This window comes from Vibrio sp. THAF64, assembly GCF_009363455.1.
GTDB lineage: Bacteria > Pseudomonadota > Gammaproteobacteria > Enterobacterales > Vibrionaceae > Vibrio > Vibrio coralliilyticus.
In genome coordinates, this window is record NZ_CP045355.1 from 3,217,095 (window position 1) to 3,231,741 (window position 14,647).

The 14,647-nt window shown below is 45.2% G+C and carries 20 protein-coding genes; 3 read left to right on the plus strand and 17 right to left on the minus strand.

Annotation, left to right across the window (positions count from 1 at the left end):
- Positions 1–23: 23 nt before the first annotated feature.
- Entirely contained in the window at positions 24–788 is a 765-nt protein-coding gene (locus tag FIU99_RS14930; protein WP_171750345.1) for a YdiY family protein, read from the plus strand.
- A gap of 73 nt (positions 789–861) precedes the next feature.
- On the opposite strand, the gene rplI is transcribed toward FIU99_RS14930, so the two are convergent.
- From rplI to fkpA, 14 genes are all read right to left on the minus strand, one after another.
- Complete coding sequence (gene rplI, locus FIU99_RS14935; RefSeq protein ID WP_006958354.1) at positions 862–1,314, minus strand: 50S ribosomal protein L9; 453 nt, start codon at positions 1,312–1,314, stop codon at positions 862–864.
- Positions 1,315–1,346: 32 nt separating this feature from the next.
- Positions 1,347–1,574, minus strand: coding sequence for a 30S ribosomal protein S18 (gene rpsR, locus FIU99_RS14940; RefSeq protein ID WP_000090472.1), 228 nt, complete (start codon positions 1,572–1,574; stop codon positions 1,347–1,349).
- Positions 1,575–1,677: 103 nt separating this feature from the next.
- Positions 1,678–2,058: a 30S ribosomal protein S6 gene (gene rpsF, locus FIU99_RS14945; RefSeq protein WP_006958355.1), complete on the minus strand. Its 381-nt coding sequence runs from the start codon at positions 2,056–2,058 to the stop codon at positions 1,678–1,680.
- Between the two features lie 208 nt (positions 2,059–2,266).
- Entirely contained in the window at positions 2,267–2,749 is a 483-nt protein-coding gene (gene bfr, locus FIU99_RS14950; protein WP_006958356.1) for a bacterioferritin, read from the minus strand.
- A gap of 75 nt (positions 2,750–2,824) precedes the next feature.
- A complete protein-coding gene (locus tag FIU99_RS14955; protein WP_006958359.1) occupies positions 2,825–3,013 on the minus strand; it encodes a (2Fe-2S)-binding protein in 189 nt (62 codons plus the stop codon).
- 342 nt (positions 3,014–3,355) lie between these two features.
- Positions 3,356–4,540, minus strand: a complete 1,185-nt coding sequence (gene tuf, locus FIU99_RS14960) for an elongation factor Tu (protein ID WP_152472353.1) — start codon at positions 4,538–4,540, stop codon at positions 3,356–3,358.
- 154 nt (positions 4,541–4,694) lie between these two features.
- Complete coding sequence (gene fusA / locus FIU99_RS14965; RefSeq protein ID WP_006957064.1) at positions 4,695–6,794, minus strand: elongation factor G; 2,100 nt, start codon at positions 6,792–6,794, stop codon at positions 4,695–4,697.
- 156 nt (positions 6,795–6,950) lie between these two features.
- Positions 6,951–7,421: a 30S ribosomal protein S7 gene (rpsG, locus tag FIU99_RS14970; RefSeq protein WP_006957063.1), complete on the minus strand. Its 471-nt coding sequence runs from the start codon at positions 7,419–7,421 to the stop codon at positions 6,951–6,953.
- A 117-nt stretch (positions 7,422–7,538) separates the two neighbouring features.
- The gene (rpsL, locus tag FIU99_RS14975; RefSeq protein WP_004399892.1) at positions 7,539–7,913 is read right to left on the minus strand and encodes a 30S ribosomal protein S12; all 375 of its coding nucleotides are present in this window, start codon (positions 7,911–7,913) and stop codon (positions 7,539–7,541) included.
- 202 nt (positions 7,914–8,115) lie between these two features.
- Positions 8,116–8,391: a sulfurtransferase complex subunit TusB gene (gene tusB / locus FIU99_RS14980; protein ID WP_006957062.1), complete on the minus strand. Its 276-nt coding sequence runs from the start codon at positions 8,389–8,391 to the stop codon at positions 8,116–8,118.
- Between the two features lie 7 nt (positions 8,392–8,398).
- On the minus strand, positions 8,399–8,755 hold the full coding sequence (gene tusC, locus FIU99_RS14985; protein WP_006957061.1) for a sulfurtransferase complex subunit TusC: 357 nt from the start codon (positions 8,753–8,755) through the stop codon (positions 8,399–8,401).
- Complete coding sequence (tusD, locus tag FIU99_RS14990) at positions 8,752–9,147, minus strand: sulfurtransferase complex subunit TusD (protein WP_006957060.1); 396 nt, start codon at positions 9,145–9,147, stop codon at positions 8,752–8,754. The genes tusC and tusD overlap by 4 nt, the downstream gene beginning before the upstream one ends.
- A complete protein-coding gene (locus tag FIU99_RS14995) occupies positions 9,144–9,866 on the minus strand; it encodes a transcriptional regulator (protein WP_039951057.1) in 723 nt (240 codons plus the stop codon). Before FIU99_RS14995 ends, tusD begins: the two co-directional genes overlap by 4 nt.
- 185 nt (positions 9,867–10,051) lie before the next feature.
- Complete coding sequence (fkpA, locus tag FIU99_RS15000; protein WP_006957058.1) at positions 10,052–10,846, minus strand: FKBP-type peptidyl-prolyl cis-trans isomerase; 795 nt, start codon at positions 10,844–10,846, stop codon at positions 10,052–10,054.
- A gap of 138 nt (positions 10,847–10,984) precedes the next feature.
- Here fkpA and FIU99_RS15005 point away from each other — a divergent pair, with 138 nt between their 5' ends.
- Complete coding sequence (locus FIU99_RS15005; RefSeq protein ID WP_006957057.1) at positions 10,985–11,965, plus strand: WD40 repeat domain-containing protein; 981 nt, start codon at positions 10,985–10,987, stop codon at positions 11,963–11,965.
- A gap of 2 nt (positions 11,966–11,967) precedes the next feature.
- The gene (locus FIU99_RS15010) at positions 11,968–12,195 is read left to right on the plus strand and encodes a SlyX family protein (RefSeq protein ID WP_006957056.1); all 228 of its coding nucleotides are present in this window, start codon (positions 11,968–11,970) and stop codon (positions 12,193–12,195) included.
- Here FIU99_RS15010 and FIU99_RS15015 read toward each other — a convergent pair.
- The 3 genes from FIU99_RS15015 to hflK form a co-directional block, all read right to left on the minus strand.
- Complete coding sequence (locus FIU99_RS15015) at positions 12,192–12,377, minus strand: DUF2065 domain-containing protein (protein WP_006957055.1); 186 nt, start codon at positions 12,375–12,377, stop codon at positions 12,192–12,194. The genes FIU99_RS15010 and FIU99_RS15015 overlap by 4 nt on opposite strands.
- 61 nt (positions 12,378–12,438) lie before the next feature.
- On the minus strand, positions 12,439–13,416 hold the full coding sequence (gene hflC / locus FIU99_RS15020) for a protease modulator HflC (RefSeq protein ID WP_006957054.1): 978 nt from the start codon (positions 13,414–13,416) through the stop codon (positions 12,439–12,441).
- 2 nt (positions 13,417–13,418) lie between these two features.
- On the minus strand, positions 13,419–14,615 hold the full coding sequence (gene hflK / locus FIU99_RS15025; protein WP_006957053.1) for an FtsH protease activity modulator HflK: 1,197 nt from the start codon (positions 14,613–14,615) through the stop codon (positions 13,419–13,421).
- Positions 14,616–14,647: the final 32 nt, after the last annotated feature.

Here is a 14,647-nt window from a genome sequence, read left to right on the forward strand (position 1 = left end):
TCCCATCAAATAAGAGGTAATGAGTGGCGAAACTTTGGCTCATGAGTGCAGGCCTGCTGTGCAGTTCCGTGGTCTATGCGGATGAGGCGGTACAAAGTCAAACCGATATTGAGATACCCTCCCCCTGGGACACCGAAGTCGAATTCGGTTATCAGTCGCACACCGGAAACTCAGACTCGCGCTCTCTCAACTCTAGACTCAGTGCTGAATACCTCTCTGGCCGCTACAGAACCAGCGGTGAGTGGAAGTACTACCTACTCTATAAAGATGGGGAAGAAGATAAACGTCAGTCAACCTACACTGCGCAAAGCGACTACAAACTCAGCCCTAAGACTTATCTTTATGGCAGTTTCAAAGGCGTAGATTCTCGCTACAGTGCCTACTTTAAGGACTACACACTTTCAGGCGGTTTGGGTTATCAGTTTTCCAATACCGAGGTGTTTGTACTGGAGTTAGAACTGGGTCCAGGTTTTCGCTATCAGGAACCAAATACCGATGAGATTGGCGACAGTGATATCGTGTTCGAAGAAACGGTGAGAGAAGCGATTTTCCGAGGCAACGTCAATTCAAGCTGGCAGGTACTGAAAAACCTCAGCGTAGCAGCAGGCGTCACTCTCGTCGCCGGTGACAGTAACCTAAGGGCGGATACCGATATCAACGTGACCAACAACATCACAGAAGATATCGCCCTTAAACTCGCCTACACTCGTCAATATCACGACCGAGTGCCAGAAGGGCTGAAAAAAGCAGACAGCATTTTTTCTGTCAACTTGCTGTTCTTATTCTAGTCTTACTCTCCAAACACCAGACATAAAAAAAGCACCTCTAAGAGGTGCTTTTAAAATACGTCTTGATACTGAATTACTCAGCAGCAACAACTTGTAGGTTAACTGTCGCGAAAACTTCAGAGTGAAGTTGAACGCTGATCTCGAACTCACCAGTGTTACGTAGTGCGCCTTCTGGAAGACGAACTTCGCTTTTCGCAACTTCAACGCCAGCAGCAGTGATTGCTTCAGCGATGTCACGAGTACCGATAGAACCGAACAGTTTACCTTCGTCACCAGCTTTAGAAGCGATAACAACAGCTTCTAGAGCGTTAACTTTCTCAGCGCGAGCTTCTGAAGCAGCTAGTTGCTCAGCAACTTTAGCTTCTAGTTCAGCACGACGAGCTTCGAACATTTCAACGTTAGCTTTAGTTGCCATAACTGCCTTAGCTTGAGGGATAAGGAAGTTACGAGCGTAGCCAGATTTAACGTTTACAGTGTCACCAAGACCACCTAGGTTACCGATTTTATCAAGTAGAATAACTTGCATTGCTTAATCCTCTTTCTTAATAAAACGACCGATTACTGATGCTTGTCAGTGTACGGTAGTAGAGCTAGGTAGCGAGAACGCTTGATAGCGCGAGCTAGTTGACGTTGATACTTAGCGCTTGTACCAGTGATACGGCTAGGTACAATTTTACCAGCTTCAGTGATGTAGTTTTTAAGAGTTGCTACGTCTTTGTAATCAATCTCTTGTACGCCTTCTGCAGTGAAACGGCAGAATTTACGACGACGGAAGAAACGAGCCATGGGCTATCTCCTGATCTTAAATTTAAAAAAGTTGTCTGCCTAAATAAACACATCCGAGTAAACTCGTGAGTTATCTAGACTGAGTACTAATTCTGAGTAGTAATTACTCAGCAGCTGCTTCTGGCTTAGCTTCAGTACGCTCTTCGCGACGAGGAGCACGCTCTTCTTTCTGCTTAAGCATGATAGATTGCTCAGTGATAGCCGCTTTAGTACGCATGATCATGTTACGTAGAACTGCATCGTTGAAACGGAAAGCAGTTTCTAGCTCATCGATTACAGCTTGGTCAGCTTCAACGTTCATTAGAACGTAGTGAGCTTTGTGAAGCTTGTTGATTGGGTAAGCCAGTTGACGACGACCCCAGTCTTCTAGACGGTGGATAGTACCGCCAGCTTCAGTGATAGAACCAGTGTAACGCTCGATCATGCCAGCAACTTGCTCGCTTTGATCAGGGTGCACCATGAATACGATTTCGTAATGACGCATTGGTTGCTCCTTACGGATTATTCAGCTTCCACAATTGGCCCGGTCGTCCAGAGGAAGCAAGGAACTAAAGATAATTGACCGAGTTTTAAGGAGCACGAATAGTACAGAATGAATGCAATTTAAGCAAGAAAAATGTGATACAAGTGGAGGTAAGCTGGTAGGAATAGAGCAGCGTATCGCACGCTGCCCGGGATTGTTCTAATTCTGACTAGTCATCATCTTCATCAACATATTGAGCCTGCAAGTAATTTTGAATACCTGTCATGTCGATCAAACCAAGTTGCGTTTCAAGCCAGTCTACGTGTTCTTCTTCATCTTCCAATATATCCTGAAACAGATCTCTGGATACATAATCGTGTGTGTCTTCTGCGTAAGCAATGGCAGCTTTTAGATCAGGTATCGCGGCCATTTCTAACTTAAGGTCGCACTCCAGCATCTCTTTGGTATCTTCGCCTATCATTAACTTACCAAGATCTTGCAAGTTAGGGACGCCTTCAAGAAACAGAATACGTTCAATCAAATGATCCGCATGATTCATTTCATCGATGGATTCGTGATACTCCTTATCGGCTAGATGCTTTAAGCCCCAGTCTTTATACATTCGTGCATGAAGGAAATATTGATTAATGGCAACTAACTCATTGCCAAGGATTTTATTGAGATGTTGAATAATGATTGGATCGCCTTTCATGACAAAAACCTCCTCTTTGGCTCCAATTAAACTGTAGAACCAATTGAGAAGGTGTCAAAAAGCCACGAGACTGTTTTAGCTCGCTTTTTGGTACTGTACTACGCCTGTTTCATTAAGGATTTCCTTCGCCATCTTGACACATTTGCCACATTGGCTGCCAAGCGCGGTACATTTCTTTATGCCTCTGATATCAGTTATGCCTTCTTCTAAAGCTAACTTTTTGATTTTCTTGTCAGAAACTCCGTGACACAAACAAACGTACATAAATGAAACCCGTAATACAACCTAGGAGAAAAATATAAACAATAATTGTTCTTATTACCAGTTGCATTTTTGGAGGTATTAAGACTGATTTGTTATATCAAAAATAGGAAAAAGCCTGCACAAAACACTTACGCACTTAACCATAAAAATGGTAATGAAATAAGCCTTGATAACTGTTTGTTTTAAAGGATAAAGAAAAGAGGAATTGGTGAGTGAGTGAAGTTATCGGACAATTTTTTTTATAACCAAAAATCAAAAAAGAGAAGCCGAAGCTTCTCTTTTTCTAGATGCGCTTTCTTCATAAATGAAGAAAAGTGCAAGATTTCAATTAATTCTTAAGAATTAGTCGAAGATCTTAGCAACAACACCAGCACCTACTGTACGGCCACCTTCACGGATCGCGAAACGAAGACCTTCGTCCATTGCGATTGGTGCGATTAGCTCTACAGTCATCTTGATGTTATCGCCTGGCATTACCATTTCTACGCCTTCTGGCAGCTCGATGTTACCAGTTACGTCAGTTGTACGGAAGTAGAACTGTGGACGGTAGCCTTTGAAGAACGGAGTATGACGGCCGCCTTCGTCTTTAGAAAGTACGTATACTTCTGACTCGAACTTAGTGTGTGGGTTGATTGACTTAGGAGCCGCTAGTACTTGACCACGCTCTACTTCGTCACGCTTAGTACCACGTAGAAGTGCACCAACGTTCTCACCCGCACGACCTTCGTCTAGAAGCTTACGGAACATCTCAACACCAGTACAAGTAGTTGTTGTAGTCTCTTTGATACCTACGATTTCTACTTCGTCACCTACTGTTAGGATACCACGCTCGATACGACCAGTTACTACTGTACCACGACCCTGGATTGAGAATACGTCTTCGATAGGCATTAGGAATGGCTGATCGATTGCACGCTCTGGCTCTGGGATGTAGTTGTCTAGTGCTTCTGCAAGCTCAACGATCTTGTCTTCCCACTGCTTCTCGCCGTTTAGTGCGCCAAGTGCAGAACCCTGGATAACTGGTAGGTCATCACCTGGGAAATCGTACTCAGATAGAAGTTCACGAACTTCCATTTCTACTAGCTCAAGTAGTTCTTCATCGTCAACCATGTCACATTTGTTCATGAATACGATGATGTATGGGATACCAACCTGACGGCCTAGTAGGATGTGCTCACGAGTTTGTGGCATTGGGCCATCTGTCGCAGCAACAACTAGGATACCACCGTCCATCTGTGCAGCACCTGTGATCATGTTCTTAACATAATCCGCGTGTCCTGGACAGTCTACGTGTGCGTAGTGACGAGTTGGAGTGTCGTACTCAACGTGAGATGTTGCGATTGTGATACCGCGCTCACGCTCTTCTGGAGCGTTATCGATTGATGCGAAGTCTTTCGCTTCACCGCCGTACACTTTAGATAGAGTTGTACAGATTGCAGCAGTTAGAGTTGTTTTACCGTGGTCAACGTGGCCGATAGTACCAACGTTAACGTGCGGTTTAGTACGTTCAAATTTTTCTTTAGACACGATCGTGTTCCTTCCTAGTTATGATTCGCCGCGAACATTATTGATCACGACGCGCCAGAATTTGCTATTTTATGCGCCAACGTCCGTCAGCGCAATATTTGGACGTATTGATCTTTAAAAAAGTCTTGCTATTTTTAAAGGTTAATACGATTTATTAGTAACCACGGTCTGCAATGATTTTATCTGCAAAGTTTTTCGGTACTTCAGCGTACTCGTTAAACTCCATAGAATAAGACGCACGGCCTTGAGTTGCAGAACGTAGATCAGTTGCGTAACCAAACATCTCAGATAGTGGTACTTGAGCGCGGATGATCTTAATACCAGCCACACCATCGTCCATACCTTCGATCATACCGCGACGGCGGTTTAGGTCACCAACAACGTCACCCATCCAATCTTCAGGCGTAGTTACTTCAACATTCATCATTGGCTCAAGAAGTACAGGCTGTGCTTCTAATGAACCCTTCTTGAATGCCATCGAGCCAGCGATCTTAAACGCCATCTCGTTAGAGTCAACATCGTGGTAAGAACCATCAAACAGTGTTGCTTTAATGTCTAGAACCGGGTAACCCGCTAGAACACCACTGTTCATTTGCTCTTCGATACCTTTCGCTACCGAACTGATGTATTCCTTAGGAACAACACCACCCACAATTTCGTCAACAAAGACAAAACCTTCACCAGGTTCAGATGGCTCCAGTTTGATCCATACGTGACCATACTGACCACGACCACCAGATTGACGTACAAATTTACCTTCAACTTCCGCGTTACCACGAATCGTTTCTCGGTAAGCAACCTGAGGTTTACCAACATTACAGTCAACGCTGAATTCACGTTTCATACGGTCAACGATGATATCTAGGTGAAGCTCACCCATACCAGAGATCAGTGTCTGACCTGTTTCGTCATCCGTTTCGACGCGGAAAGACGGATCTTCTGCGGCTAGTTTACCTAGCGCAATAGCCATCTTTTCTTGATCGGCAACAGAGCGAGGCTCTACCGCGATCTGAATTACTGGGTCAGGGAACTCCATGCGTTCCAGAATCACCTTGTGGTTCTGGTCACATAGTGTGTCACCTGTCGTCACGTCTTTCAGGCCAATTGCTGCTGCAATATCACCTGCGCGAACTTCTTTAATCTCATCACGCTTGTTTGAGTGCATCTGTACGATGCGACCAAAGCGTTCTTTCTTCTGTTTAACAGAGTTGTAAACAGCATCACCAGAGTTCACTACACCAGAGTAAACACGCATAAAGGTTAGCGTACCTACGAACGGGTCTGTCGCGATTTTAAATGCGAGTGCTGAGAACGGTTCGTTGTCGTCTGCATGACGCTCTACTTCGTTGTCGTTGTCATCCACACCTTTGATCGCTGGAACGTCAATTGGCGATGGTAAAAATTCGACTACTGCATCGAGTACCGCTTGAACACCTTTGTTTTTAAACGCACTACCACAAGTGGCCAGTACGATTTCATTGTTTAGTGTACGAGTACGTAATGCTTGCTTGATTTCAGCTTCCGTTAGTTCGCCTTCTTCAAGATACTTATCCATTAGCTCTTCGCTAGCTTCTGCCGCTGACTCAACAAGGTTGTTGTGCCACTCTTCAGCAAGTTCAAGCATGTCCGCTGGAATGTCTTCGTAAGTGAAAGTTGTACCTTGATCAGCTTCACTCCAGTTGATCATCTTCATCTTGATCAGGTCAATAACACCCTTGAAGTCTTCTTCCGCACCAACATTAAGTTGGATAGGAACAGGGTTCGCACCAAGACGGTTTTTAATTTGATCAACAACACGAAGGAAGTCAGCACCTGCACGGTCCATCTTGTTGACAAACACCATACGCGGAACGTGGTACTTATCTGCTTGACGCCATACCGTTTCAGATTGAGGTTCAACACCTGACGAGCCACAGAATACAACAACTGCACCATCGAGTACGCGCAGTGAGCGCTCTACTTCAATAGTGAAGTCAACGTGTCCAGGAGTATCGATAATATTGATGCGGTGGTCTTGGAATTGCGCTTCCATACCACGCCAGAAAGTTGTCGTAGCCGCAGAGGTGATTGTGATACCACGCTCTTGCTCCTGCTCCATCCAGTCCATGGTAGCAGCACCATCGTGAACTTCACCGATTTTATGAGAAAGACCAGTGTAGAAAAGAATGCGTTCACTTGTGGTTGTTTTACCTGCGTCTACGTGAGCGACGATACCAATATTACGGTAGCGCTCAATAGGTGTTTTACGAGCCACGATTGAATCCTCTTGAATTAGGGACTATTGCTATTTCTAGTTGCATTTTAATCTGTTAGAAGCAGTTTTTGCTTGCCCTAGATATAGCAATAGTTCCTAGGCTTGCGCATAGGAACTAGTGTAGCGCCGCGAGGGTTCCCGCGGCACTGAAAGGTATTACCAGCGGTAATGAGCGAATGCTTTGTTCGCTTCTGCCATACGGTGAACGTCTTCACGTTTCTTAACAGCAGTACCTTTGTTCTCAGACGCGTCTAGCATTTCAGCAGCTAGGCGTTGAGCCATAGATTTTTCACCACGCTTACGCGCAGCTTCAACTACCCAACGCATAGCAAGTGCGTTACGGCGAACCGGACGAACTTCTACAGGTACTTGGTAAGTTGAACCACCCACGCGACGAGATTTAACCTCTACCGCAGGGCGAACATTTTCAAGAGCTTCTTCAAATACAGCTAAGTGATCTTTACCAGATTTCTCAGCCATTGCATCTAGTGCAGTGTAAACAATTTTCTCTGCAGTAGATTTTTTACCGTCAACCATAAGGATGTTAACGAATTTTGCCAGCAGTTCTGATTTGAACTTTGGATCTGGAAGGATCTTACGCTGACCGATGACGCGACGACGTGGCATGGAATTTCTCCGTTGTCTTATTCTTCAGGTTATCCAAAACTTTACAGTTTCTTCAAAAATTAATATTAATTTTAGTGTTTGGCCTTACTTAACGCTTCTCTTTAAAAGAAAAGACGATTAAGACTTAGGACGCTTCACACCGTACTTAGAACGACCTTGTTTACGGTCATTTACGCCAGCACAGTCAAGTGCACCACGTACAGTGTGGTAACGTACACCCGGAAGGTCTTTAACACGACCGCCACGGATTAGAACAACTGAGTGCTCTTGAAGGTTGTGACCTTCACCACCGATGTACGAAGTTACTTCGAAACCGTTTGTTAGACGTACACGACATACTTTACGTAGTGCCGAGTTAGGTTTTTTAGGTGTAGTAGTGTAAACACGAGTACATACACCACGTTTTTGTGGGCACGCTTCTAGTGCTGGCACGTTGCTTTTAACAACTTGCTTTGCACGTGGCTTACGTACCAACTGGTTAATAGTTGCCATTAACTAGCTCCTGATTTACTTAAAAGTAAGCTTTGTGAAAAATCTAACCCTATCTAGACGTCGTACCAAAGCACTTCGTACAAATAGGGACGCAAAATTCTATGCAGCAGTGAGAGGTGTGTCAAGAAATATACGGATCTTTTTTGTTCAACTCGAACACGTGTGCCGTAAATGCTTATTCACAGTCTGCCAAGGAAAAGACTTAATCCCAGGTGAGAGAGTTTTCTTGCTCAGAAGTAAGGTCAACAAAGCCTTCGTAGTCGACCATCTCTATAGATGGGCTCATACGGTTAAGGATACCACGGGCTGCCAGATCACTCTGCAACACAAAGGTATTGAAGCCTTTTATTAGTGGGTACGTCTTATGTTGGGGATTAACCGCGTAAACAGCATCTTCAATCAATAGCAAAGCATCGCCATCAACATACACCTTAACGACGTCTTCCAGAGCCGCCACAGACTTAACAATATGTAACATGATTCCCTTAGAAAGAAAGTACTTTGTCAGCGCGATGGAGCTGCGCCTGCATATCAACAACAGATAGCGATTCAACATCGATGACTAAGTCAGCTTGCGCTAAACCACGTTCAGCCAATGAGTCCGAGCAGACGTATACTTGTTCAATGTCGTAAAGATCAAATAGCTTGAGCATAGGTGAATAGTCTTTGCTAAGGATATTGCCTGTTTGCTGCCCAGCAATCAGCTGGTACACACCATCACCAATAAACAGTACGCTGATGTCTTCGCAATACGCTGATGCCGCCAGCAAAGCATCGACACCTTCTCGGCCGGACGAGCTGCCATGAGGGGCACTGCGGAACACATAGGTTAACTGACTCAAAACTGCACCACTCTATCTTGGGTAAGCATAGCTTCAGCCAAACTGCCTAGCCCTGCCTGATGAAAGCCATCTGCAAGGTTACTTTGCATCAAGCTGTGTTGCTTGGCTTCATCCTGACTGACTACACCACGACGCAATGCCGCGGCAACACAAGTCTCGAGGCGCACTGCGTGTTCTAAAGCCAGAGATTGCCACGCTTTGACCAAATCAAATTCGTCATTCGCCGGTACACTCAGCGCGGTTCCGTTGGTTACGCCATCTTGATAAAAGAACACACTGACCAACTGATGCCCTTTATTAATCAGGCTACGGGCAAACTGATATGCAGTTCTAGCAGACTGACTGCCATACACTGAACCGTTGACGACCAAGGTGTAGCTCAATGCACTCAACTTTCGTCTTCCTCAGTCTTGCGCTGGCGGATATAAAGATAAACGGTGTGCTTAGAGATATTCAAACGATCTGCCACGCGATTAATCGCATCTTTAATGTCAAAAATGCCTTTATCGAATAACTCCATCACAATCTGACGGTTTTTGGTGTTGTTCGATACTGACTTGTCAGCATTGATCTCTTCGATAGTACGTTCAACCGTCTGGTCCACCAGCTCTTCAACATCACTGGCAAAGTTCACTGAGGATGCCGCTTGCTTTGCCTCTTCCGTTGGCATGAAAGATTGCAGTACTTGAGAGAATGGCGCATCGAGATTGACGTTGATACATAGCAAGCCAATAACACGATTCTCGCCATTGCGGATCGCAACGGTAATCGACTTCATCAACACTCCACCCTTGGCACGGGTAAAGTAGGAACGAGAGAAGTTACGTTCGGAACCTTCAATATCACGCAACATTTTTAACGCTAAATCTGTGATAGGTGAACCAACCTGACGGCCGGTATTTTCACCATTGGCAATTTTAATCGCTGACGTATTGAGATCTTCCAGAGAATGCAGAACGATTTCACAAAATGGGCCGATAAGACTGGCGATGCCGTCTACGACTGCTTCATAGGATCTCAGAATAATTTTGTCGTGCTCACTAAATGGCATCACATTGACAGATTCCATTTCGAGCAACATATCCGTGTTTACTGTGTCTGTAGTTGTCACTTTTTAAGCCTTCGAGCGAAAAATCAACAAATTGGTGTAAGTTTATCAGAAATTTTGAATTGAACATCTAGCAATGCCACTATCTAGTGATTTAGAACAAACTATTCACGCGATACAGCACTCAGAAAATGAAAAAAGGCCTGACTTACGTCAGACCTTTCCATCTTTATTCAGAGAGAAGTGGTTTATTGAACCGCTTGCTCGCCTTCGCCATTATCGATTTTCAGCAGTTCAACTTCAAACACCAGGGTAGAGTTTGCCGGGATGCTTGGCGTATCTTGCTCACCGTATGCTAGCTCAGGTGGGATAACGAACTTAAACTTAGAGCCTACAGGCATTAGTTGAACACCTTCAGTCCAACCAGAAATCACACGGTTAAGTGGGAACGTCGCTGGTTCGCCACGATCGTATGAGCTATCGAATTGAGTGCCGTCAATCAATGTGCCTTTGTAATGAACCTGAACCGTATCAGTGTCTTTCGGCTGATCACCTTTAGCTGGAGTCATTACTTGGTAAAGTAGACCTGATTCAGTCTTCTTCACACCTTCCTGCTTTTCGAAGTCAGCACGGAAATCATCACCCGCTTTCTTTGCTTCAGCTGCTTTTTCTGCTGCTTGCTTTTGCATCGTTTCAGCTACACGCTTGTCTAGCGACTCAAGTGCTGCGCGTGTTTCTTCTTCATTTAGCTCAGGATTACCCGCAAACACATGTTCAATGCCTTTCAATACAAGGTCTTTATCTAGATTGATACCAATTTCGTTTGGCTTATCTAGGCTAGTATTCAGGTAGTTAGCGAACGATACGCCAATCGCGTAAGCTGCTTTCTCATCGTCGGTTTTAAAGTGAACCGTTTTACCGGCTTCTGCTTGCACTTGCTCGGCTGCAGGCGCTGCTTCTGTTTTAGCTTCTTCTTCTTTCTGACAGCCAACCGCCAACATTACTGTTGCTGCAAGCAGTGACACCTTAAAAATAGATTTCATTGAATTCTCCAATTAATGGCTAACCATTTGTCTTTGCGCACAAATCTGTAATTTAGACTGGTGCTCATAAGCATGTTGTACCACTATAACCAATATGCGTTTTAATTAAACGTTAACTAAAGCGGATCTTTGTATTTAATGCGAATTATTTTTCACACTCTGATACTTACGTTTGTCATCGCAGCGTTAAATGGCTGCTTTTTCTCCACGCAGGATGATCAACGTTGGGTAATTGAACCTCTAGGAACCACCAGTTTCGCCTTAAGCCGAGATGCCCGCTTTGCCCTGTTGTACTCCAAAGAGCATCAACTGGTACTGTGGGATCTCTACGAAAGCCAGCAGCTTGCCTCATTAGGCGAACAAGATCCTCAAGCCAGTACCGTTTCTCGAATCCGTATCTCAGATAATGGCCGATTTGCCGTCACCGCAACGCAAATTAACTTCGCGGTTTGGGATTTAGCTTGGACACAAGCACAAGGTCTTTGGTCCATCTCCGACGGATTAATTCGCGATGTCGACATTGCCAGCAATGGTGAACAAGTCTTGCTGGGCTTATCGAACGGCAAGGCCATTTACGTCAACTTAGTCACTGGAAGACGATTAGAGTTCCTTGCCCACAATGAAAAAGTGAATTCTGTCGCCCTATCTCCTAATGGTCGCTTCGCCTTATCTGGAGGCAATGACTACACCGCCTACCTATGGGATACCCGCACAGGGCAAATTCTTAAGAGCTTTGAACATGAGCAGCGCATCAATCGTGTCGCCCTACAACGGGATGGTTTGTACGCCTTTACCTCGGACGGGGGCAATCAAGCAATCATCTGGGATCTCAGAACCGGAGAGCAAATTTCCAACCTGCGCAGTTTTTCTCGTCAGTTGATCTTCTCAACGGCCCGCTTCTCGGATGATGGGCAGTTCCTTGTCACTGGTACTCCTTCAAGCCGAATTATGGTCTGGGACGTACAAACAGGTAAAAAGGTCGAGGGATTTGAAGCCGAGCCTTTAAAAGATACTCGCCCTCCACGTGCAGTGGTGTATGATGCAGCTTTTGACAATCAGAACCGAGTGATCTCGGGCACTTCCGCTGGAATTGCTCAAGCTTGGAGCGTGGACTACTAATCATGACAGAAAAGCGTGTTGAAGAATTGGAGAACCGTCTAAACGACATGGAGTGCCAGCTGGCCTTTCAAGAACAGACCATTGAGTCTCTTAATGATGCATTGAGCCAGCAACAGCTGCTGATCACAAAAATGCAGGACCAGATGAAGTACGTGGTGGGCAAGGTCAAAAACATGGACTCATCTAATTTAGCTGATCCAGCTCAAGAAACCCCGCCTCCACACTACTAACTAAACATGTATGTAATCACGACACCGGCGACCACTAAGCAACCGCCGATACGCCTGAGTTGATTGTCGGGTTGTTCACTTAACTGAGCAACCATATTACGCCAGAAATTAGGGGCAATTAAAGGCCCTAGCCCTTCGACGATTAACACTAACCCCAATGCGACCCACAATGAGTTCGACATACGTAGCTCCTCAAAAAAGAAAGGCTCCACAAGGGAGCCTTTATTATCTATCAACTTGAACTTACTTCGCTGGTGCACCAGCAGAGTTATTCATGTACTGGAAGAAGTCACTCTTCGGATCCAGTACTAAGATATCGCTCTTATCGCTGAATGATGTCTCATAAGCTTTTAGAGAACGCATAAAGCCAAAGAATTCTGGATCTTTGTTATAAGCATCCGAGTAGATTTTCGCAGATTTCGCATCCGCTTCACCTCGAGTTACACGTGCAGTTTTGTCCGCTTCTGCTAGAACTGTTGCCACTTCTAGATCAGCTTGTGCACGGATAACTTCTGCCTTCTCACGACCTTGGGAACGGTGCTTACGCGCTACAGATTCACGCTCAGCTCTCATACGGCGGTAGATAGACTCACTGATTTCATCAGGTAGGTTGATTTTCTTCATACGGAAATCAACGATCTCAACACCCAAGTCAGTCATTGCGCTATCTGAAGTACCAACAAGAACGTTCTCCATAATTTGGTCACGCTCACCGTCAACTTCTAGCGCTTCAAGAGCCGCTTCAGTTGTCACTTCTTCGCTGTCTGCACTTTCAGGAAGTACATCTTTGTTACGCGGGCCAGAAACAATCTGCTTGATCTCACGAGCACCAATTTCAGAACGTAGTACGTCGGTAACTTTACGTTCAAGTAGCGCTTCCGCTGTCAACGTATTCCCACCACCAGTGGTTAGGTAGTAACGCCCGAAGTCTGAGATACGCCACTTAACGTAAGTATCGATCAGCACGTCTTTTTTCTCAGACGTTACGAAACGGTCAGAACGGCTATCCATTGTTTGAATACGCGCATCCAGAGTTTTCACTCGATCGAATAGCGGCATCTTAAAATGCAAGCCTGGCTCGTAGATTTTTGATGCGCCGTTATCATCAAGAACACGACCAAATCGAATCACCAATCCACGCTCGCCTTCTTGAATGACAAATACTGACATTAGCAGTAGAACAATGGTAACGACTAATACAGGGATCATTAACTTACGCATTCTTAATATCTCCCTTGACGTGAACCAGTTGAACGAGATTGCGAGTCTGAAGTTGTCTCATTTTTCTGAGTTTCTAGCTCAATTTGATCGTATGCAGAAGAGGACTTCGTGCTACGTTTGGTTTGAGTCTTACCTTCTTGACCCGCCAGTTTATCAATAGGCAGATACAGAAGGTTACCGCTTGATTCCGAATCTATCAGGACTTTAGACGTGCTTGAATAAACGCGTTCCATAGTATCTAGGTACAAACGGTTACGAGTAACTTCAGGCGCTGCTTGGTATTCAGGAAGTAGTTTCTCAAACTGCGCTACTTGACCAAGTGCTTCATTCACTACGCGCTCAGAGTAACCTAATGCTTCTTTCTTCAGACGCTCAGCTCGACCCGTCGCTTTTGGAAGAATATCGTTACGGTAAGCTTCTGCTTCACGTTCAAAACGCTCTTCATCCTCACGTGCTGCGATAGCATCGTCGAATGCGTCTTTAACTTGCTCAGGTGGACGCGCAGACTGGAAGTTGACGTCAACAATGACAACACCCATATCGTAGCTATCTACGATTTCATTTAACGTTTCCTGAGTACTTTGACGGATTTGCTGACGACCAGTCGTCAGGATGCTATCCATCAGAGAGTCACCAATCACTGCGCGAAGCGCAGAGTCGGTCGCTTGGCGTAAGCTATCATCTGCGTTCGTCACGCGGAATAGGTATTTGTATGGGTCAGCAACACGGTACTGAACATCCATCGCTATCGTCACAACGTTTTCATCTTTAGTCAGCATTAGACCAGATGAACGCAGTGAGCGAATTGCCTGTACGTTGACAGGAGTAACTTCATCAATGAAGCGAGGGCGCCAGTTCAGACCAGGATCTACGACGCGATCGTATTTACCCAATCGTAGAACAACACCACGTTCGGCTTCACCGATGGTGTAAAAGCCCGCAAAGAACCAGATTGCTATCGCGATTACTGCAATGACACCAAAACCTAGTGCACCACCGCCGCCACCGATAGAAGACCCTTTGCCTCCTTTTCCACCACCAAACTTTCCACCCAGTTTCTGACTCAGTTTATTAAATACTTCGTCTAAGTCTGGCGGTCCTTGATCACGGCCACCTTTGTTACCACGATTATTACTCCCCCAAGGGTCGTTATCGCGGCCATTGTTGCCGTTGTTATTACCAGGCTCATTCCACGCCATTAGAAAGCTCCATCATTTGATATGACGTTATA

Excerpts from the sequence above, each read along its gene's own strand:
- fkpA (WP_006957058.1), bottom strand. The coding sequence starts at position 10,846 with ATGAAATCTATTTTTAAGGTGTCACTGCTTGCAGCAACAGTAATGTTG.
- FIU99_RS15005 (WP_006957057.1), top strand. The coding sequence starts at position 10,985 with ATGCGAATTATTTTTCACACTCTGATACTTACGTTTGTCATCGCAGCG.
- hflC (WP_006957054.1), bottom strand. The coding sequence starts at position 13,416 with ATGCGTAAGTTAATGATCCCTGTATTAGTCGTTACCATTGTTCTACTG.
- rpsF (WP_006958355.1), bottom strand. The coding sequence starts at position 2,058 with ATGCGTCATTACGAAATCGTATTCATGGTGCACCCTGATCAAAGCGAG.
- hflK (WP_006957053.1), bottom strand. The coding sequence starts at position 14,615 with ATGGCGTGGAATGAGCCTGGTAATAACAACGGCAACAATGGCCGCGAT.
- rpsL (WP_004399892.1), bottom strand. The coding sequence starts at position 7,913 with ATGGCAACTATTAACCAGTTGGTACGTAAGCCACGTGCAAAGCAAGTT.
- rpsR (WP_000090472.1), bottom strand. The coding sequence starts at position 1,574 with ATGGCTCGTTTCTTCCGTCGTCGTAAATTCTGCCGTTTCACTGCAGAA.
- rplI (WP_006958354.1), bottom strand. The coding sequence starts at position 1,314 with ATGCAAGTTATTCTACTTGATAAAATCGGTAACCTAGGTGGTCTTGGT.
- tusB (WP_006957062.1), bottom strand. The coding sequence starts at position 8,391 with ATGTTACATATTGTTAAGTCTGTGGCGGCTCTGGAAGACGTCGTTAAG.
- bfr (WP_006958356.1), bottom strand. The coding sequence starts at position 2,749 with ATGAAAGGCGATCCAATCATTATTCAACATCTCAATAAAATCCTTGGC.
- FIU99_RS15010 (WP_006957056.1), top strand. The coding sequence starts at position 11,968 with ATGACAGAAAAGCGTGTTGAAGAATTGGAGAACCGTCTAAACGACATG.
- rpsG (WP_006957063.1), bottom strand. The coding sequence starts at position 7,421 with ATGCCACGTCGTCGCGTCATCGGTCAGCGTAAGATCCTTCCAGATCCA.
- FIU99_RS15015 (WP_006957055.1), bottom strand. The coding sequence starts at position 12,377 with ATGTCGAACTCATTGTGGGTCGCATTGGGGTTAGTGTTAATCGTCGAA.
- FIU99_RS14955 (WP_006958359.1), bottom strand. The coding sequence starts at position 3,013 with ATGTACGTTTGTTTGTGTCACGGAGTTTCTGACAAGAAAATCAAAAAG.